Below are 18,240 nucleotides of genomic sequence, written 5' to 3'. Positions count from 1 at the left end.
TGTTTCCGTGCGCGGCTAGCTCCTGCAAGCCGGCCAGCCCACCAGGTAGGTAACCTGCGGCCCCCACCAATGGCGCTTTTTACCAGTCTGCCACACGAACTGCCGGCCTGGGTCGGCCTGGTGAGCTAGGGCCAGTAGCTCTTTGGGCGAATACATGCGCAGCAGCGACACCGAGCCATCCCAAATGGTGCAGAGCGGGATGAGCGGAACCAGGTACGTAAACACGAGCCGGCTGAGGCGGAAGGGGCGGAAAAAAGGCGTGAGCAGCAGTTGGGCTACTGGTAGTACCGTCCAGGCCAGCAGCAACTCCCCCCAGTGTTTGCCAGCTCCCTCGAATACCCCAATGCCGGTGCCGGCCCGCACGGCATCGTGCAGCACCGCTTCGGCCACCTCGGGCGGAAAATGGTGGAACGCCGAAAAAATAGTCCGGTAACCAGTGAGGTGAGCGGGCACGGCCAGCGCATTCACGGGCTCGGGCTCGTGGCCGATGGCTCCCCCCGTGCGCTCCGCAAGGTCGGCCCAGGCGGCAGGCTGGGGGTAGAGGTCGGTTAGCATAACCGTTGCCGTGGGCTGGCCGTGGTCCTGCAAGGCTGCCAGCAAGGTTTGGGTGCCGCCCCCCGCCCCGGCGCCCAGTTCCAGCAGCCGGGTTTGGCCGGTGCGGCGCAGGCCCTCGGCCAGCAGCGGCACGATGGGCCGGTAAATGCCAAGCGCCGAAATCATAAACCGCAGATAGTCCATCATCCCGGCGCGGATGACGGCCGGAAACCACGGCAGGTCTTCAAACTCAAATAGACGAAGGCGGAAACGCATGGCATTAGGATACGGAAAAGCGCGGTGCTCCGCCGCTTTTTCGCTGGCTTACGTGGCTCGGCCGGCCGTTGCAGGTTGGAGCAACGACCGGTTAGTTGCCATAGCCATTAGCCCAGCGGCGAGGCCCCACGGCCCCGCACCTCCTGGTTCCAGCCACCTCGGCGGCAGCACCGAAACGCAGGCGGCCGCAATTGTAGCGGCGGCCAGATAGCACCTGAAGTATACGACACGCTGGTATGCGGCGTAAGAACGGGCAGCAGTCATTGCGGCGACAGTAGCACCGGCTACAGTCAAATAGTTGCCCTGGAGTGCTTATTCATTTTTCGTGAAAAGCCACGGACGATAAACCACGCCAACCGCCAAGAGAGCGGCTAGATAATAAGGGGAACTGAAGATAAGCGCATCATGCAAAATCCCCCTGACTAAGAATAAGACAGCTAGCAGCAGAGTCAGTAACCAAAGTCCAGTTATGGCAAAAAACACGAGCAGCCAACAATACTGTCGCGATGGTACTGATAAAATCTTATTGAATACAAACACTACTAGCGCGATAACCGGCGAGGAGAAAAGAGCAGCTATTCCTCCGATAATTAAGGCAATGACTAAGTTTTCAATGGCACTACTACCAAATAATGGTGCAGTGACGCAATAAAGTCCGACTAGCGAAGTGCCAACAAAATTGGTTAAGCACCACAATCGCAAGCTGTGAAGCCAGGGCGACGTAAGATCAGCCATTGTCGTAAAAATAAAATCAGGTCGATGGGGCAAACATACTAGTTATTTTCTTTAACTTTGCATTACAAAGCACTTCGATTCATATGAAGCCCGTCAACCCCGACCCGCTCGCCCAGCTTACCGAAATCCGCGCCATCATGGAGCGCAGTTCGCGCTTTTTGTCGTTGTCCGGCCTGAGTGGGGTAGGGGCTGGGGTGGTGGCGCTGCTGGGCGCAGCCACCGGCCATTTTTACTTGCAAAGCCGTTACCCTGATGGCTACCTGCGCCTTATCCAGTCATCGATGCCGGAGCGGCAGGCCGCCTTGCCGTTTCTGCTGCTGCTGGCCGGCGGTATGATAGGGGTAGCCTTGCTGGTGGCCTTTTACTTTACCCAGCGCCGCACCCGGCACAATGGGCAGCCGCTGTGGAGCAGGCCGGCGCGGCGGCTGGTGGCCGCCTTGGCCGTGCCGTTGGTGACGGGGGGCCTGTTTTGCCTGCGGCTGTTTTTGGGCGGTGACGCGGCCATGGTCGTGCCCGGCTTGCTGGTATTTTACGGCCTCGCCTTGCTGAACGCCAGCAAATACACCCTGGACGAAATCCGTTGGCTGGGCCTTACGCAACTTGTACTGGGCCTGGGGTGCCTGCTGCTACCCGGCTGGGGGCTGATTTTCTTCGCGTTGGGTTTCGGCCTCGGCCACATCGGCTACGGCCTGCTGATGTACAACCGCTACGAGCGAACGGCTACGGCCGGCCCCGATGCAAAAACCGTAGTTACTCAGTGAAGCATCTTATTCATACCCTCAACAAAGCCTTCGACCACCGCGTGCGGCTGGGCGTGATGGCCGTGCTAATGGCTAATGAATCAGTAAGCTTCAACGACCTGAAGGAAGTGCTCGACCTCACCGACGGCAACCTGGCCAGCCACGTGGCCGCCCTCGAAAAAGCCGAATACGTGCTGGTGAGTAAACAATTCATTGGTAAGAAGCCGCACACAACGTACTCCGCTACCACCGCGGGCAAAGCCGCGTTTCAACAACACCTGGCCGCATTGGAGAAATTACTACGAGGATAGAAGAAAAAGTACAAAGCATTGTCTGCATTTCAATTAGGTCCTACTGCAATGGCTCCACTGCTTGCCTTGGCTGGTAAACGCCCGCGTCGTTGGTTACGCTTGGTGGCATGCGTAGCGGCGGCCACGATGATAAGTGGTGGAGTGCTGTTTGCCGTCGGTGATTTCGGGCTCACGCAGCGCGTGCTCAACGGGGTTGAGCGTCGCGCCCTAGCCGGAGAGTCAACCCGCGCCGACAAATTGGGGTTACGACTGCTCTACAGTGCGTTGCAATTGGGTGGCCGGTTGGTTTATCCACAAGCCGCCGAAATGCTGTCATATTATTGCGCCGGAAGAGGCGATACCCTGCGCTTTGATGCACGTTCCTTGGTGCAGCACCCGGATGTTCGGCAGGCTCTCCGCTTGCACAAGCCAGGCATTACGTTTCGAAACCAAGTAAGCGCGGGCCCTTTTTACGTCGCCAGCCGCACAGACTGGGAACGGTATTACGCTTTCGATTTACTATACATCCGCCAAGTGCCGGGTGGGGTGGTGTTTCATGACAACTACTCTTTTCAGCCCCTTGCTCGGCGCTCTTATACCCGTTTCCGCTTTGGTCGCTTGCAGTGCAAGCTCAACGATGGCCTCATCCGGGTGGCATATCCGGAGGCAAAATCGTTTATTGTCTACGGCAAGGTAGTTGTTCCTCAACCCTTGAATACCAGTTTTAATTGACGTTGCGCTTTCTCCGAAGGTCTCTTTTTTTGCTTCTTTGCTTTGAAAAACAAAGTTCTTTAGTATGCGAGTAAAACTCATTTTGCCGGCCCTTACCGAAGCTACCAGTCCATACTGGCGGCCCATCAAGTACTCGCTGTTCCCTCCGTTGGGGCTGGCTACGCTAGCGGCCTATCTGCCCACCGATTGGGAGGTCGATTTGCAGGATGAGCACGTCGAAACCCTGCGCTTGAACGACGAGCCGGACCTGGTTATCATCCAGGTGTACATCACCAACGCTTACCGCGCCTACGCGCTGGCCGACCACTATCGCGCTCGTGGCGCCTACGTTTGCCTGGGTGGCCTGCACGTGACTAGCCTACCCGAAGAAGCGGCCCCGCACGCCGACAGCCTCTTTCTGGGCCCGGGGGAGGATACCTTCCCAGCGTTCCTGCAAGAGTGGCAGGCGGGTCGGCCCCAACCGCGCTACGTGTCGACCGCCGGGCGTACGCTGGTGGGCATTCCGCCCATCCGGCGCGACTTGATTAAGCGGGAGCGTTACCTAGTGCCCAACTCCATCGTGGTAACGCGTGGCTGCCCGCATCACTGCGACTTCTGCTACAAAGACGCATTTTTTGCCGGTGGCAAGTCCTTTTACACCCAAACCGTTGATGATGCCTTGGCCGAAATCAACCGCCTGCCCGGCCGCCACCTCTACTTTCTTGACGACCACCTACTGGGGCACACGCGTTTTGCCACGGGTTTGTTCGAGGGCATGCGCGGAATGGGCCGGCTGTTTCAGGGGGCGGCTACTGTCGACAGCATCCTGCGCGACAACGGGCTGCTCGAAAAAGCGGCCGAAGCTGGTCTGCGCAGCCTGTTTGTGGGGTTTGAAACGCTGAGCCCCGCCAACTTAAAATCAAGTAATAAGCCTCAGAACCTGGGCCGCGACTACGCCGCGGCCATCCAGCGGCTGCACGATTTGGGCATTATGGTGAACGGCAGCTTCGTGTTCGGGCTCGACGACGACCGGCCCGACGTATTCCGGCGCACGGTGGATTGGGCCGTGGGCCAAGGCATTACCACGGCCACGTTCCACATTGCCACACCTTATCCCGGCACGGCCCTCTTCCAGCAAATGGAAGCCCAGGGCCGCCTGCTGCACCGCCGTTGGGATGAGTACGATACCCGCACCGTGGTGTGTCAGCCCGGCCCGCACCTTACCGCCCGGCAGCTCAAGGATGGCTACGACCAAGCCTACCGCGATTTCTATTCCTGGGCCAACATCACCAAAGCCAGCCTGGTGCACGACACGCTACGCCACCAACTCAAGCACTTCGCCTACGCCGGCGGCTGGAAAAAATTTGAGCCCCTCTGGAATTTCATGATAAAGTCGCGCCATCTCGACACCATGCGCCCCCTGCTCGAGGCCATTCTGAGCAAAGTACAGGGCAAGGATGAGCGCGTCAAAGCCGGGCCGGCGTCGGCGGCTTCATCTGCCAACGAAATGCTGATTCCGCTGCCCGTGCTGCAATAATTAGTCACCCCTCCACCGGTGATGCTGACCGCGGGTAGGCAGCTCGCTTGCACCAGCAACTTGCATTGAAGAAGCGGCCTTTCTGAATTAAAAGCAAATCATGCACGCATAAGCTATTAGAAAAATTCCTCACTTCTGGGTGCTAGTGCTGGCCTTTGGTTAGAATGAAGGTCTCAATCTATTGGAGATCCGCAACCTGGGAAAGCAGATAATCAGAATATTAGTAATGACTTTCACCGACGTCAAAACCTACTTCCTGGGCAACCGCGCCCCCGCGGTCAACTTGAGCTGGTACGAGCTGTACCGCCTCTCACCGGCAGAAATGCGCGCAGTTCGCTCGTCCCTGCAAACCTTCCAGCGGGGCGAAGGTACCGGGGGGGACCACCTTTCTGCTTTGGCCGCGCGGTGGAACGAGCCAGGCTACGCGGCAGCCATGCGGCTCTTCGTCCAGGAGGAGGAAGGGCATGCCGCCCTGCTGGGGCGGTTTATGGACCAGCAAGGGATTCCTCGGCTCGAGACCCACTGGCTGCACGAGGTCTTCCGCAGCCTGGGCCGGCCGCTGGGCCTGGAGCACATGGTGCGCGTCATGCTGACGGCTGAAGTGGTGGCCACTGTGTACTACCGGGCACTACACCAGGCTACTTTCTCGGGGCTATTACGGCAGATTTGCCACCGTATTCTGCACGACGAGGAAATGCACCTCGTGTTTCACTCCCTGGCCATTCGGCAGTGGGAGCAGGGGCGGAGTCGGGTACGCGCCTGGCTGGGGCGGCAATTTTACCGCGGGCTGCTGGCGGGCACGGCGCTGGTGGTATACGCCGTCAGCCGCCACACCTTTCGCGCCGGCGGCTATGGGCTGGGCCGATTCGTGCGCGCCATTGTGGCCGAATACACCCGTGTGGAGCAGATGCAGCAACCCCAAGGCAGCCTAGCTCCGCGCGTGGTGCCGGACCATATAGGGCAACTGCTTCCAAGCAAGCGGTCTCTTTTTTACCTACAAACTTTGAAACACAGAGTTCTTTAAAAATAATGGAACCATCTCAAACATGGCCCACGGGCCTTCCCGCCGCTCGCGCTGCTGCGGCTAGCGTCCAGCCGACCGTTACTCCACTCACCTCCGCGCAAAGGTTGCTGCTGCTGCTGGGGGTGGGGTTGTTCGACTGGCTTTTCTGGCTGGAAAGAAGTGGGGTAAACATGCTGGTGTTCATCAGTTTCGGGGTGGCGGCGCAGTTTGTCCTGCTGCCCCGCCACGCGGCGGTGCGGCGCTCGGGCTACTTCTGGCTGGCCGTAGTGGGAAGCCTGTTTAGCGCGGTGATGATGGCCGTGTACGGCTCGGCCGTGGCGGCTCTGGCCTGCATTGCCTCCACGCTGATGCTGCTGGGCTACGTGAACCAGCCCCACCTGAAGCTGGCGCTGTACGCGGTGCTGACGGCCGCCGGCAGCCTTGCCCAGGCCAGCGCCCGGGTGATGCGCGGCCTACGGGCCCCCCGCCAGGCGGGCGTGGGCGTGCGGCGAAGCTGGTTTTACGGGCGCTTGTTTTTGGTGCCGGTGGGCATCCTGGGGGCCTTCCACGTGCTGTTTGCGGTGGCAAACCCCGTGTATGCGGCCCTGAGTAGCCGGGTGCTGGCGGCGCTGAGCCGCTGGCTGGGGCGGCTGCTACCCGAGATTTCGCTGGGCCACCTCTTGTTCTTCACGCTCGGCTTTGTGATTACGGCCGGGATAGTGGTAGTGGTGCCAGTGCACCTGTTTGCCGATCAGGAGTCGCGCTTCGGGGAGTTTATCCAGCGCCAGCGCGACCGGGTGGCGTCGTTCGCCGTGCGCCGGCCCGATTTCCGGCTGAAGGCGAGCCGGGCGCTCGACTTGCGCAAAGAATTCATCGTGGCCGCCGCCGTGTTTGGGCTCGTGAACTTGCTGCTGCTGGTTGTCAATGCCATCGATATCAACTGGCTGTGGTTTGGCTTCGTACCCAAGCCGGGGCTCGACCTCACGCAGTTCGTGCATGAGGGCACTTACGTGCTCATCTTCAGCATTCTGTTGGCCATGGGCATCGTGCTCTGGTTTTTCCGCCGCAACCTGAACTTCTACCAGCCGGGTCTGTCGTGGCTGCGCTGGGGCGCCACGGTGTGGGTGCTGCAAAATGCCGTGCTGGCCGTGTCGGTGGGGCTACGTAACTACTATTACATCCTGCATTGCGGCTTGGCTTACAAACGCATTGGGGTGTGCTTTTTTCTGCTGCTGACCATTTTCGGGCTGGGCACGGTGCTGCTCAAAATCTGGCAGCGTCGCTCGGCCTACAGCCTGGTGCGGCTTAATTCGCTGGCGGTGTATGGCGTACTGCTGCTGCTGGCAGCCGGCAACTGGGAGGTCTGGATAGCGCGCTACAACCTGCAGCCCCGTTTTCGCAGCATCGACATCGGGTTTCTGCTTGACATGCCCGGGCGGGTGCTGCCCGTGCTGCTGGCCCACCGCGACTTGCTGAACACTGCCCCCCAACTCACTGCGGAGGCCAGATATTATGGTGGGTATACAGTTATTACCGCTGCCGAGGCCCAGCGCCGCCTCGATGCCGCGGTGGCCGACTGGAAAGCCTACTACCAAGACCACCCCGACTGGCAGAGCCGCACCTACGCCAACTGGCAGACCTTTCACCAACTGGGGGGGCAGGACTAAGCTAAGCAGTTCCTGGCCCCCATATGCTGGCCAACTGGAACTAAGGCTAGGTGCGGCTGATGGCTTCCTTCATGGGCTGGCTTCCTTGTTGCCTGTAAATAGAAACCTGGGCCTAGCTATTCTGCGCGGGCTTAGGTAGTGGGCAGCGTCCTCTGCTGTAAGGCCGAATCGGATCAGGACTTTTCTCATTGGCGCTGCCAATAGAGAAACTCAATTAGGTGAAATACCGAGAGCAGCTTCTTGCTCTCGGTAGCCACTGACTTTCAATGTTTTGGATTTGGTTGGTTCTCCATCTGGGCATGCGGGTTTGAGCACGCATTGCCCTGGTAAACGCCAACGACTTATATACATCAACGAGAAAATGAACACTCTCCCTCAACTGGCCCTTACCTTCCTGGGCCTGCTTTTCTGCGCTGGCGATGTGGCCGCCCTCGGCTTCCTGCTCACTTGGCAGGAGCGGGCGTCATCGCCAGCAGGGCGCCGCCAACGCCTTGTGCGCGGGGTACTGCCCGCCGCCACGCTGCTGCTGAGCTTGCTGCTTTTGGCCCTCACTCAGCTTATGCTGCTGTGGTCTCAGCAGTAAACTACAAAGAGCCTTGGTATTCATTATAAATTAAAATCGCTCACTTAGCCGTGGGAGGAACCTTTTTTGCCCCAGGGTTTACGCTAACCCAGTTTGGCGTTAGGTACGGCCCACAGACAGCCTGCCTGGCGTATGTCGTAGCCGGGGGGCTGTTGTTTGCGTCGCTGGTTGCCGCCGGGGCTACGCTACGGGGTATTACTTATTTGGGATGGTGGATAGGCATCGGAATTGGCAATTACTACGTATGTGGTAAACCCGACAATCTACTGCTCGACTCCGTGAAAGGGTTGTTCATCGTGCTACTCACCCGGCGCTGCTAGGCCCGGGCATCACGAAACGACGTTATCAACGATAAATCAGCGTCTTGGCTTCGGGTTCGGCTTATCTTTTCCGTCTGCCCTATGCCTACCCTTACCTTACATCGGCCCCTGCCTACCATTCCGAAGCTCTCGCGCCTGGGCCGTTCCCTGGCGGCCGTCCAGGCCCTGAAGGAGACGATGAGCCTGATTTTTTTGGGTTTACCCCTCGTGAAGGAAGCACCGCTCGTGCTGCTTTCGGCGCTGCCGGGGGTGGTGCTTTACCTGCTACACTGGCACCTGGCCCTCGGCCGGCCGGCCCGCGTTTTCGCCGTTGCCGTTTGGGCCTTTACCCTGGTTGATGAGCTCTGGGGATTGTTGCTGTTCCAGGAGCTGGACTCGCCTACGCGGGCGCAAATGCGGATGCTTTACTGGAGTTACTTCCTCGGCTTAGGCATCATCATTCTGGCCCTGGGCGAGCTCGGCTGGTACTGGCAGCGCCAGCGGACCAACGGGCGGCGCCATGTTCACCACTCCGCCGTGCTCATGGCGCCGCGCCCCTAGCTCAACACCCAGGGCCCCCGGCGAATTTGCAGGTTAACAATTATGGCCGATGTTTGGGGCGAGGGACTGGTATATTTGCCCTCCTTCGCGGCGTAGCTTTAGCTTCGTCTCCCACCCGCTGCCCCGTATGGCCGACCTCAAACCGACCGTTTCCTCTCTCTCTCCTGATCCCAAACCGAGCGGACCGCGTCGCCGCTGGCCCCGGCGGCTGGTTAGCTGGGCCTGGGTGCTGTTTGGCTTGGTCATCGTTCTTTTTTTGGTGTACCCGTTCCTGGTAAGCACCAACTTCATGTTCCTGTTTGGCAAATCGCCGAGCTTGGCTGATTTGGAAAATCCTAAAGTTGAACAGGCTTCGGAGCTATACACCTCCGACGGCGTCTTGATTGGCAAGTACTTCCGCGAAAACCGTTCGCCGGTGCCACTCAGCCAGATGTCGCCCTGGCTCATTAAGGCGCTCATTGCGACCGAAGATGTGCGTTATTACAACCACTCGGGCATCGACTTAGTGGCCGTGCTCGGTGGCTTCTACTCCTCTCTGCACGGCGACAAGCGCGGTGGCTCCACCATCACCCAGCAGCTGGCCAAAAACCTCTACAAAATCCGCCGCCAGCAGAGCCGGGGGGCCCTGGGCTACATTCCGGTAGTGAGTACCATCGTGGCCAAAACCAAGGAGTGGCTGACCGCCGTGGAGCTGGAGCGCCATTACACTAAGGAAGAGATTCTGCGGATGTACCTCAACACGGTGGAGTACGGCTCCAGCGCCTTTGGCATCAAGGTAGCGGCCAAAACCTTCTTTAGCACTTCCCCCGATAGCCTCAAGCCCGAAGAAGCGGCCATGCTGGTGGGGGTGCTCAACAACCCTACCGCTTACAATCCGCGCTTCCATCCGGCCGCGGCCCTGCGCCGCCGCAACGTGGTGCTCGACCGCATGGGCCAGGCCAAGGTGCTGCCCCCGGCCCAGATTGCGGCCCTCAAGGCTACTCCTATCGTGCTCAACTACCACGTCGAGCGCCACATCGACGGGCCCGATACCTACTTCCGCAGCGCCATTAGTCAGTTCGTGGATGCCTGGTGCGATAGCACCGGCCACGACATGTACCGCGATGGCCTGAAGATCTACCTCACCATCGACTCGCGCCTGCAAGCCCATGCCGAGCAGGCCCTGCACGAACGCATGAAATCGTTGCAGCGCACCTTCGACAACTTCTGGCGCAACAAAGGCAAGAACCCTTGGGTCGACGACAAAGGCAACGAAATCCCCGACTTCATCGAAGTCCAGATGAAGCGCACCGAGAGCTACAAGAGCCTCGCCGCCCGCTACAAAAAACAGCCCCAGCGCCTCGATTCGGCGCTGAATGCCAAGCGGCCGATGAAAGTGTTCACCTGGAAGCATAAGGACAACGATACCACGCTCGTGATGTCGCCGCTCGACTCGCTGGCCTACTACAAACACTTCCTGCAGGCTGGAATGATGACCATGGACCCCTTCACCGGTCATATCAAGGCCTGGGTGGGCGGGCTCGACTACCGCTTTTTCCAGTACGACCACGTCAAGCAGGGGCGCCGCCAGGCCGGGTCCACGTTCAAGCCTTTCGTCTACCTCACGGCCCTCGACAACGGCTACTCGCCCTGCGACCGGATTCCGGATAAGCGCGTGACTATTAAGTACGTCGAAAATGGCCAGCCCATGGAGTGGCAGCCCGACAACGTGACCCGCGAATACACCGGCCTCAACATGACGCTGCGCCACGCCATGGCCCGCTCGGTCAACTCCGTTACGGCCCAGTTGACCGAGAAAGTAGGCTGGGATAACGTAGCTAAATACGCCCACAAAGTCGGCATCACCAGCCCACTGCTGCCGGTGCCCAGCATCGGCCTCGGCTCGGCCGGCGACGTGAGCGTGTACGAAATGGTGGATGCCTACAGCACCTTTATGAACACCGGCTTCCGCAGCGAGCCCCGCCTCGTTACGCGCATCGAGGACCGCAATGGGAACGTTATCAAACAGTTTGACCCCGTGCAAAAGCGCGCCATTTCGGCCGAAACGGCGTGGTTGATGACCTACATGCTGCGCGGCGGCATGGAAGAGCCCGGCGGCACTTCGCAGGCGCTCTGGGACTTTCCCGACCTCTGGCACAACAACAACCAAATCGGCGGCAAAACCGGCACCACTTCCAACTACTCCGACGGTTGGTACATGGGCATGACCAAGGACCTGATGACCGGCGTGTGGGTGGGCGGCGAAGACCGCAGCATTCACTTCACGGGCTCGCAGCAGGGTGAAGGTGGCCGCACGGCACTGCCCGTCTTTGGCAAATTTATGGAGAAGGTGTACAAAGACAAGGAGTTGGGCTATACTTACGGGCCCTTTCCCAAACCCTCGGTCAAAATCGTCAAGAAATACAATTGCGTCTCGCCCAGCGAGCGGCGCCGCCGGGCCGAAGCAGTAGATACGGTTGCCGCCGACAACCTACTCGAGCAGATGAACAGTGGGGGAGCCTTGCCCGATAGCCTGCACTAGCGTATGGAGAGTAAGTGAACACTTAGTATACCTAACCCACTTCTCTGACATGCTATAATAATGGTTACAGGCGCCTCAGATAAAGCTCAGTTTTTCCGGCCGTTCCTATCTCCTTGGTGGTAATAACTGTACAAATTATGGGAAGCTCTCAAGAAGGGAAAGTATGTAAAAGCAGAATCTTTAATTAGGTTGAACCGGGGTCTACAATCAAATTTCAACGCTTGAAAGATGTAGAAGCTTCTTCAAATTTTGCTTATATGAAAAAAATAGCTCTACCAGAAACAATAGTTGGGTTACCCCATCCGTGGTGTGTGAGCAGTGCTATAGAGCGCCATAAACAAATTGAAGCATTAAATCACAGTTTAGATGAGGTCGAAACAGTTCTTAATGTTCTGGAGCGTTGCCTGCAAGCTCAATCGAAGCTCACTCTGCCTACTGGAGACTCTATCCCGGAATCTCTGACCGAATATTGGAACTTTACAACTGAATGGTTTGCCGAAAAAATGCCAAAGGTGGATGACTTCGATTTAACTATAATAGAAGAAATCTTAAAAGGAGAGGAAATTGAATCTCCTTCAGAGCAAATGATTGAGAAGGTGGCGGAATTATGGCTTTGGTCAGTAGCGCAGGACATTGCCAACATCGCTTTAATATGGTTAGAGGATGCTCTTAGAAAGCCAAAGAATACTTTTTTAGTTTCACATCTTATTGCGATTGCCTCGCGTTACTGGCAACAGGTTGATTCACGTTTAGCACAATCTCTTTTAAGCCGAAGTGCCATGATTGGCAGGCAGGAAGCGCTACCCCTACTAAATTCTGTGGAAAGCAATACATCGGTTGCTTCAGCTATCAGACAAACGGCGCAAGATTATCGGGAATTCATACTGGATTCAAATAATAAAAATTGATGCGCAGGTAGCCCTTGTTTCACTTGTTGATAAGGCAAGCACTTTAACTGGGGTTTACTTTTTTTGGCTATTAGCTAAATGAAGGCTAAAATTAGGTCAGTGGTGACACTTACCAGGAGTTCGATAGTTTGAGAAATTGGCCAGACAATTCTGTAAAAACGCCCTGGGCATCTTTGATGGCTGATAAGGCGAAAGTCAGCCATCATGGAAACGATGTTATGCAGCCTATATTAAGCGAAATAAAGGCTGAGCTAGCGACCTAACCTTTTGACCAGCCGACCGATGGCTTCAGAACAAGACACTCCTTCAAAGCAGGATTCCTTTTCCGGCTCAGCCGCCCATTCTGAACAAGTAGCCAAGCTGATCCAATTGGTACGCTCCGGGGAAGAGGATAACATCCAATACGCCTTGCTGTTAGCCGAGGAATTAAGCAATCCTGCTCCTTTCCAACAGTACTTGGACGGATTGCGCCCGCTTTACCAACTTGCTTTTAGAAACAGTATGCTATTGCTGAGTGACTTTGTCCTCACTGAGCTATTCCAGTTTACCCACCTAAACATATCGAACAGGAACCTTGCCGCCCTGCCCGAAAGCCTGGGAGAGTTACGTAGCTTGAAAGAGCTCTACTGCAATATTAACCACCTGCGAGCCCTGCCCGAAAACATCGGGCAACTGCACAATTTGCAGTATCTCAGTTGCAATCGTAACGAGCTACAAGCCTTACCTGAAAGCCTGGGAGCTTTACAAAACTTGCAAGCACTCAAATGCGAAGGGAACCAGCTACGAGCTCTGCCCGAAAGCCTGGGACAGCTTCAGAAATTGCGACTGCTCGATTGCTCCTCTAATCAGCTCCGAGCCTTACCCGAAAGCTTGGGCCAGCTACGCAGCTTAGAGAAGTTAGATTGCTCTTCTAACTTCTTCCGGCTCCAAGCCCTGCACGTCCAAGCCCTACCCGAACTGCCCGAAAGCATCGGGCAACTGCACCAATTACGATTGCTCATTTGCCATAACAACTGGCTGCAAGCACTACCCGAAAGCCTGGGAGCGCTGCAAAACTTACAAGAACTCAGTTGCGCATGGAACTTGCTGCAAGCTCTGCCCAAAAGCATCGGGCAACTACAAAACTTACAAGTGCTCAAATGCGGTCATAACCACTTAAAAGCACTGCCTGAAAACCTGGGAGCGTTACAGAACTTGAAACAGCTCATTTGCCATGCTAATCGCCTACAAGCCCTGCCCGAAAGTATAGGAGCGCTACAAAACTTGCAAGTGCTTAAATGCGCTAATAACCAGCTTCAAGCCCTGCCCGAAAGCTTAGCCGAATTGCCCCACCTGACAAGGTTGGATGCCCGTAACAATCCCCTGACCCATATTCCGCCTGCCTTACGCCACAAGCCCGGATTGGAGTTACTGGTGGATGCGTGAATGAAAGTGCAAGCGAGTGGTAGATAAGTGGCTTTGTTAACCAGCAGGCACTAAATAACGGTCATCTATTCGGTCTGTAATGAGGGTCTTACTTAGTTTGATTCCTGATATATTTTTTGATAGTCAAGAAATTATTGAGACGATTTCTTGCGTGTTAACCATTGGTATGATTATCAGGAGCGCATTTGGAATTTAATCCTGGCAGAACACCTGAGAAGCGATGAGCCGGTTTACCCCGACCCATACAGGGCCTCCAGCGCCCCGCGCAGCTCCGGGTACTCAAACCGGAAGCCCTGAGCCAGGACCTTCCGGGCGCTCACGTTCTGGGAAGCCAGCACAATATCACTCATCTCGCCCATGGCTAGTTTCAGGCCGAACGCGGGCACTTTGGGCAGCAGCAGCCGTCGGTGCAGCACCTGTGCCAACACTTCGGTGAACTGTTGGTTCGTGACGGGCTGGGGGGCCACGGCGTTGTACGTGCCCTGCCAGGACTCCTCTTCCAGCATGGCCATGAAGAGGCGGCACAAGTCGTCGAGATGAATCCAGGACATGTACTGCTTGCCGCTGCCCAGCGCGGCCCCGGCACCCAGCTTCATTGGGCGAGCCATTTGGGGCAACGCCCCACCTTCAGTACTCAATACGATGCCGATCCGGGGGATAATCGTGCGGATGCCCAGCGCCACGATGGGCGCCGCGGCCAACTCCCACTGGTGCGATACGTCGGCCAGGAAATCGTGCGTGGGTACGGCCGGTGACGTTTCCTCGTCGACCAGTTGGTCGCCGGCATCACCGTAAATGCCGATGGCCGAGGCCGAAATAAAAGCCTTGACGTGGTGGTTAGACTTGGCCAGCTCGCGGTGCAGGAGCGCTAAGCCGTTCAGTCGGCTGGTCATGATGTCGCGCTTGCGCTCATCCGTCCATTTGCCGTCCGACACGCTGGCCCCCGCCAGGCTCACGATATAGTCGGCGTAGGCGATGGCCGCTTCGTCGATAGTCTCGGCCCGAGGATCCCAGCGAAAGCTGCGGTAGTGGCTGCTTTTGGCCGGCTCCCGGCTTAGCAAGGCCACTTCGTAGCCGTTGTCGATCAGCAGCTCGGCGAGGCGGGTACCAATGAGGCCGGTACCTCCGGTGATGAGGACTTTGCGAGAAGAATTATCGGTCATGGTTGTCGGTGCAAACAAAAGTAGGACGGCCACTCTGCGCTGCCACGGCACTGGCGAAGCGCCCCCAGCTCCGGAGCATGAACCTACGCAACGGGGCCTTACTTGCCAATCTGCCGCAGAAACTCGCGCCGTAGTGTTTCATCGGTGGCGAAGCGACCGCCGTAGTCACTGGTCAGCGTTGAGCTGCTGGTGTCGTTCACCCCGCGGCTCATTACGCATAAATGATCGGCTTCGATTAGCACGGCCACATCGTCGGTGCCCAGGCTTTGCTTAAGCTCCTCGGCAATCTGGCGGGTCAGGCGCTCCTGCACCTGGGGCCGGCGGGCGTAGTACTGCACTACCCGGTTCAGCTTGCTCAGGCCCACCACGTTGCCGCTGGGCAAGTACGCAACGTGGGCTTTGCCGATGATGGGCACGAAGTGGTGCTCGCAGCAGGAAAAAAGCGTGATGTCGCGCTCGACCAGCAGCTGGTGGTAGCCGTAGCGGTTGTGAAACATGCGCACTTCGGGCCGGTTTTTTGGGTCCAGGCCCTTGAACCATTCCTGTACGTACATTTTTGCTACCCGCCGGGGGGTGCCGGCCAGGCTGTCGTCGGTTAGGTCGAGGCCCAGCTCGCGCATGATGGCCTCGAAGTGGCCACTGATGGCCGTTATTTTAGCTTCGTCGGGGGCCTCAAAGGCGTCGTCGCGGAGAGGGGTGCGCAGGCCGGGGGGCAAATGCGCGTCGGGGGCCGGGGCTGGGCCCGTAGGGTTATCCATGATATTCTACAAAGTTGCGGTCCGTTTCGTAAAGCGTGACCGAAAGGGCTAGGTCGGCACCCAGGTGGGGGCGCAGGCGCTGCCAAATTACGACGGCAATGTTTTCAGCCGTGGGATTCAGGGTACGAAACTCCTCGGTATCGAGGTTTAAGTTGCGATGATCGTAGCGGTCCAGCACCTCTTGCTTGATGAGGTCACTGAGCCGCTTGAGGTCGTATACGTAGCCGGTTTCGGGGTCTACGGGGCCAGTCAGCCGGACGGTAAGATTGTAGTTATGACCGTGGTAGTTGGGGTTGTTGCATTTCCCAAACACGCGCTGGTTGTGCTCGGCGCTCCAGGCGGGGTTGTGCAGACGGTGGGCAGCGTTGAAATGCTCGGTGCGACAAACAGTAACTTGCATAGGTGCCTAGAACCTAGTTTAGGCTATCTTTGTTACAGCCCAACACCAGTAGCGGGACTAAGGCTCGTATAATTATAAAAATTAGTTTTGAATTTAAGTTATTAATAGCTGTATTAAATCAATAAAAATAGCCTTATCGTTAAAAAAATAGTTGATTGCATAAGTTGCATCGAAGAAAGACCTTAAATTTGAAAAGCCATACTACGGCGTTTTAGTTGAAAACCTTTCCTCTTGTCCTTTATTTGAAGCGCTTACAAGTTATACCATGAAAAGAAGCCTACTCCTCGTGCTCATTATATGCCTGGCTACGCTCGGCGTCTATGCTCAGAAGTCTCCGGTAGATGAGACTGATATGTCGATTAACAATATCCCCCGCAAAGGGCAGCGCGTAAGCATGCAGCTCGACAACCGCCGGGTAGAGGCCGCTTGGCTCAAGCAGCTCAGCGACAAGTACGGCAGCAAGCTGAAAAACAATAAGGGCGTGCTGACCTTGGACGGCGTGGTGATCGAAGAAATTGCTCCGACGCCCATCCGCGTAATCAGCAAAGTGGATGCTACCCCGACCGGCACTACCGTGTGGTGGAGCATAGACTTAGGCAACGCCTACCTGGCCAAGGATGCTACCCCCGTGCAGTGGAAGTCGGCCGAGAAGTATTTGAAAGACTTCGCTCGGATGATGTACCGCGAAGACTTGGTGATTCAAATCGCTGAAGCTGAGCGCGCCCTGGTGGCCTCGCAGAACAATCACGTGGCGGTAATCGAAAAGGCCAACACGATTAAAAAGGACATTGAGAAAAACAAGCTCCGCAAAGTTGAAATTCAGCAGATGCTAGCGGCCAACGCGGCCGAGCTTCAGCAGTTCAACAACCTCATCGATGCCAACCTGAAAGAGCAGGAGGCCGCCCGGGGCGACATTGTGAACATGCGCGTGGCCCTGGAGGCCGTGAAGGACCGGATGACCAAGATAGAGTAGCAGCCATTCGCTGGTTCTAGGCAAAAAGCTCCACTGGAAACGGTGGAGCTTTTTGTTTGGTGGGCCAACCCCACGGGGCCGAACTACGTTGGCAACAAAGGCTGCGCCCCTAGCGGCCGATTACGCCAATACCCTCACCCATGGAAAAGAAAGAAGTTCAGCACCAAGTGCACCTCGATAGTGCCATTCACCTGCTCTCCGGCAACCTCGCCGAAGAAACCGAACGCGCCGGGCTCGATAACCAGTTTCAGCGTTGGATCGAAGACCTGAAAGCGGCCAACAACCCGGCCTTCCACCAGCTGGTGGTCGACCTGCAAGCCTTAAAGGCCCACTTCGGCAGCGGGACGCTCGATGTGAACGTCATCGCCCCCTTGCTGGCCCGCCTGGGCACCCACACTGCGCAATCCGCCCACTTCGCCGAAAACGTGAACACGGCTACCCGCATCACTAAGCTGGCCGAGGTGCTCACCGCCGTCTCGCAGCAGCTGCAAGGCAGTCCGGTAGAAGTTGACGGCAGCTTGCCACAGGATTTCTCATCGCATAGCTAAACCGCTCCTAGCCAGTGGCAGCTATGTCGTTACCTGCATACGCATAACCCAAAAAAGCCGGCCCCATGCGTGGGGCCGGCTTTTTTAATTTAAAATGAGCAACCACCAAGTTGCGGCAATGCTTAGGCGGTAGCCTTAACTACTTGGTTCAGGCGACGCTCCTTGATGCGGGAAGCTTTACCCGACAGGCCACGCAGGTAGAACAGGCGGGCCCGACGTACTTTACCGCGGCGCACAACCTCGATCTTGTCGATGTTGGGCGAAAGCAGGGGGAAAATGCGCTCGGTGCCGATCTGGTTGGAAATCTTCCGAACCGTGAAGGTTTCGCCGTTGGAGCTGGGGTTGCGGCGCTGCAGCACTACGCCCTGGAACTGCTGGATACGCTCCTTATTGCCCTCGCGGATTTTTACGTGCACGTTGATGGTGTCGCCAGCGGCGAACTGGGGGAAGCTGGCGCGGCGCTCCTGCGATTCGGCCTGGATAAAGTCAAGTAGTACGCTCATGGCTGGGGAAATGCGAAAGACGGCGCCGCCGTCGGGATTGTTATTTTACAAAACGGAGCGCAAAGATAGCGCTTTCGGTTGAGGATAGCAAGTAGTTTGTGGCGC

The 18,240-nt window shown here is 57.1% G+C and carries 20 protein-coding genes; 14 read left to right on the top strand and 6 right to left on the bottom strand.

The annotated features are described in order from the left end of the window. Positions 1–15 precede the first annotated feature (15 nt). Both IC235_RS05590 and IC235_RS05585 read right to left on the bottom strand, forming a co-directional pair. On the bottom strand, positions 16–810 hold the full coding sequence (locus tag IC235_RS05590) for a class I SAM-dependent methyltransferase (protein ID WP_191004181.1): 795 nt from the start codon (positions 808–810) through the stop codon (positions 16–18). A gap of 312 nt (positions 811–1,122) precedes the next feature. Further along, positions 1,123–1,545, bottom strand: coding sequence for a hypothetical protein (locus IC235_RS05585; RefSeq protein WP_191004180.1), 423 nt, complete (start codon positions 1,543–1,545; stop codon positions 1,123–1,125). 83 nt (positions 1,546–1,628) lie between these two features. Here IC235_RS05585 and IC235_RS05580 point away from each other — a divergent pair, with 83 nt between their 5' ends. The 12 genes from IC235_RS05580 to IC235_RS05525 all read left to right on the top strand — a co-directional run bounded on the left by IC235_RS05580 (position 1,629) and on the right by IC235_RS05525 (position 13,790). Beyond that, positions 1,629–2,306: a hypothetical protein gene (locus IC235_RS05580; RefSeq protein ID WP_191004179.1), complete on the top strand. Its 678-nt coding sequence runs from the start codon at positions 1,629–1,631 to the stop codon at positions 2,304–2,306. Beyond that, positions 2,303–2,596 (top strand): winged helix-turn-helix domain-containing protein, encoded by a 294-nt coding sequence (locus IC235_RS05575; RefSeq protein ID WP_191004178.1) that lies wholly within the window; start codon positions 2,303–2,305, stop codon positions 2,594–2,596. The genes IC235_RS05580 and IC235_RS05575 overlap by 4 nt, the downstream gene beginning before the upstream one ends. A gap of 48 nt (positions 2,597–2,644) precedes the next feature. Continuing rightward, positions 2,645–3,307 carry a hypothetical protein gene (locus tag IC235_RS05570; RefSeq protein WP_223847097.1) on the top strand — a complete coding sequence of 221 codons (663 nt, stop codon included), beginning with the start codon at positions 2,645–2,647 and terminating at the stop codon, positions 3,305–3,307. Between the two features lie 64 nt (positions 3,308–3,371). Further along, positions 3,372–4,823 carry a B12-binding domain-containing radical SAM protein gene (locus IC235_RS05565; protein ID WP_191004176.1) on the top strand — a complete coding sequence of 484 codons (1,452 nt, stop codon included), beginning with the start codon at positions 3,372–3,374 and terminating at the stop codon, positions 4,821–4,823. Between the two features lie 226 nt (positions 4,824–5,049). Continuing rightward, a complete protein-coding gene (locus IC235_RS05560) occupies positions 5,050–5,847 on the top strand; it encodes a ferritin-like domain-containing protein (RefSeq protein WP_191004175.1) in 798 nt (265 codons plus the stop codon). Positions 5,848–5,852: 5 nt separating this feature from the next. After that, entirely contained in the window at positions 5,853–7,493 is a 1,641-nt protein-coding gene (locus tag IC235_RS05555) for a DUF4153 domain-containing protein (RefSeq protein ID WP_191004174.1), read from the top strand. A 361-nt stretch (positions 7,494–7,854) separates the two neighbouring features. Beyond that, positions 7,855–8,076: a hypothetical protein gene (locus IC235_RS05550; RefSeq protein ID WP_191004173.1), complete on the top strand. Its 222-nt coding sequence runs from the start codon at positions 7,855–7,857 to the stop codon at positions 8,074–8,076. Positions 8,077–8,126: 50 nt separating this feature from the next. Continuing rightward, on the top strand, positions 8,127–8,396 hold the full coding sequence (locus tag IC235_RS05545; RefSeq protein ID WP_223847096.1) for a hypothetical protein: 270 nt from the start codon (positions 8,127–8,129) through the stop codon (positions 8,394–8,396). An 81-nt stretch (positions 8,397–8,477) separates the two neighbouring features. After that, positions 8,478–8,936 carry a hypothetical protein gene (locus IC235_RS05540; protein ID WP_191004172.1) on the top strand — a complete coding sequence of 153 codons (459 nt, stop codon included), beginning with the start codon at positions 8,478–8,480 and terminating at the stop codon, positions 8,934–8,936. A 127-nt stretch (positions 8,937–9,063) separates the two neighbouring features. Beyond that, positions 9,064–11,457, top strand: a complete 2,394-nt coding sequence (locus tag IC235_RS05535; RefSeq protein ID WP_223847095.1) for a transglycosylase domain-containing protein — start codon at positions 9,064–9,066, stop codon at positions 11,455–11,457. A gap of 221 nt (positions 11,458–11,678) precedes the next feature. Continuing rightward, a complete protein-coding gene (locus tag IC235_RS05530; RefSeq protein ID WP_191004171.1) occupies positions 11,679–12,365 on the top strand; it encodes a hypothetical protein in 687 nt (228 codons plus the stop codon). Between the two features lie 282 nt (positions 12,366–12,647). Further along, positions 12,648–13,790 carry a leucine-rich repeat domain-containing protein gene (locus IC235_RS05525; RefSeq protein ID WP_191004170.1) on the top strand — a complete coding sequence of 381 codons (1,143 nt, stop codon included), beginning with the start codon at positions 12,648–12,650 and terminating at the stop codon, positions 13,788–13,790. Positions 13,791–14,020: 230 nt separating this feature from the next. On the opposite strand, the gene IC235_RS05520 is transcribed toward IC235_RS05525, so the two are convergent. From IC235_RS05520 to IC235_RS05510, 3 genes are all read right to left on the bottom strand, one after another. Continuing rightward, entirely contained in the window at positions 14,021–14,953 is a 933-nt protein-coding gene (locus IC235_RS05520) for a TIGR01777 family oxidoreductase (RefSeq protein WP_191004169.1), read from the bottom strand. Positions 14,954–15,051: 98 nt separating this feature from the next. Then, positions 15,052–15,711 (bottom strand): GTP cyclohydrolase I FolE, encoded by a 660-nt coding sequence (gene folE / locus IC235_RS05515; protein WP_191004168.1) that lies wholly within the window; start codon positions 15,709–15,711, stop codon positions 15,052–15,054. After that, a complete protein-coding gene (locus tag IC235_RS05510) occupies positions 15,704–16,111 on the bottom strand; it encodes a 6-pyruvoyl trahydropterin synthase family protein (protein WP_191004167.1) in 408 nt (135 codons plus the stop codon). The genes folE and IC235_RS05510 overlap by 8 nt, the downstream gene beginning before the upstream one ends. Positions 16,112–16,376: 265 nt before the next feature. Between IC235_RS05510 and IC235_RS05505 the strand changes: the two genes are divergently transcribed. Together IC235_RS05505 and IC235_RS05500 are read left to right on the top strand one after the other, a co-directional pair. After that, complete coding sequence (locus IC235_RS05505) at positions 16,377–17,084, top strand: hypothetical protein (protein ID WP_191004166.1); 708 nt, start codon at positions 16,377–16,379, stop codon at positions 17,082–17,084. A gap of 140 nt (positions 17,085–17,224) precedes the next feature. Beyond that, positions 17,225–17,632, top strand: a complete 408-nt coding sequence (locus IC235_RS05500; protein ID WP_191004165.1) for a hypothetical protein — start codon at positions 17,225–17,227, stop codon at positions 17,630–17,632. A 122-nt stretch (positions 17,633–17,754) separates the two neighbouring features. Here the strand turns inward: IC235_RS05500 and rplS are convergent, their stop codons facing one another. Next, on the bottom strand, positions 17,755–18,135 hold the full coding sequence (rplS, locus tag IC235_RS05495; RefSeq protein WP_191004164.1) for a 50S ribosomal protein L19: 381 nt from the start codon (positions 18,133–18,135) through the stop codon (positions 17,755–17,757). Positions 18,136–18,240: the final 105 nt, after the last annotated feature.

The sequence above is a fragment of the Hymenobacter montanus genome, assembly GCF_014699115.1.
Lineage (GTDB): Bacteria > Bacteroidota > Bacteroidia > Cytophagales > Hymenobacteraceae > Hymenobacter > Hymenobacter montanus.
The sequence above is the reverse complement of the archived record's forward strand: the minus strand, read 5'-3'. Positions and strand labels throughout refer to the sequence as shown.

Excerpts from the sequence above, each read along its gene's own strand:
- IC235_RS05555 (WP_191004174.1), top strand. The coding sequence starts at position 5,853 with ATGGAACCATCTCAAACATGGCCCACGGGCCTTCCCGCCGCTCGCGCT.
- IC235_RS05580 (WP_191004179.1), top strand. The coding sequence starts at position 1,629 with ATGAAGCCCGTCAACCCCGACCCGCTCGCCCAGCTTACCGAAATCCGC.
- IC235_RS05570 (WP_223847097.1), top strand. The coding sequence starts at position 2,645 with ATGGCTCCACTGCTTGCCTTGGCTGGTAAACGCCCGCGTCGTTGGTTA.
- IC235_RS05525 (WP_191004170.1), top strand. The coding sequence starts at position 12,648 with ATGGCTTCAGAACAAGACACTCCTTCAAAGCAGGATTCCTTTTCCGGC.
- IC235_RS05560 (WP_191004175.1), top strand. The coding sequence starts at position 5,050 with ATGACTTTCACCGACGTCAAAACCTACTTCCTGGGCAACCGCGCCCCC.
- rplS (WP_191004164.1), bottom strand. The coding sequence starts at position 18,135 with ATGAGCGTACTACTTGACTTTATCCAGGCCGAATCGCAGGAGCGCCGC.
- IC235_RS05520 (WP_191004169.1), bottom strand. The coding sequence starts at position 14,953 with ATGACCGATAATTCTTCTCGCAAAGTCCTCATCACCGGAGGTACCGGC.
- IC235_RS05565 (WP_191004176.1), top strand. The coding sequence starts at position 3,372 with ATGCGAGTAAAACTCATTTTGCCGGCCCTTACCGAAGCTACCAGTCCA.
- IC235_RS05585 (WP_191004180.1), bottom strand. The coding sequence starts at position 1,545 with ATGGCTGATCTTACGTCGCCCTGGCTTCACAGCTTGCGATTGTGGTGC.
- IC235_RS05540 (WP_191004172.1), top strand. The coding sequence starts at position 8,478 with ATGCCTACCCTTACCTTACATCGGCCCCTGCCTACCATTCCGAAGCTC.
- IC235_RS05590 (WP_191004181.1), bottom strand. The coding sequence starts at position 810 with ATGCGTTTCCGCCTTCGTCTATTTGAGTTTGAAGACCTGCCGTGGTTT.
- IC235_RS05510 (WP_191004167.1), bottom strand. The coding sequence starts at position 16,111 with ATGCAAGTTACTGTTTGTCGCACCGAGCATTTCAACGCTGCCCACCGT.
- folE (WP_191004168.1), bottom strand. The coding sequence starts at position 15,711 with ATGGATAACCCTACGGGCCCAGCCCCGGCCCCCGACGCGCATTTGCCC.
- IC235_RS05550 (WP_191004173.1), top strand. The coding sequence starts at position 7,855 with ATGAACACTCTCCCTCAACTGGCCCTTACCTTCCTGGGCCTGCTTTTC.
- IC235_RS05535 (WP_223847095.1), top strand. The coding sequence starts at position 9,064 with ATGGCCGACCTCAAACCGACCGTTTCCTCTCTCTCTCCTGATCCCAAA.
- IC235_RS05500 (WP_191004165.1), top strand. The coding sequence starts at position 17,225 with ATGGAAAAGAAAGAAGTTCAGCACCAAGTGCACCTCGATAGTGCCATT.
- IC235_RS05505 (WP_191004166.1), top strand. The coding sequence starts at position 16,377 with ATGAAAAGAAGCCTACTCCTCGTGCTCATTATATGCCTGGCTACGCTC.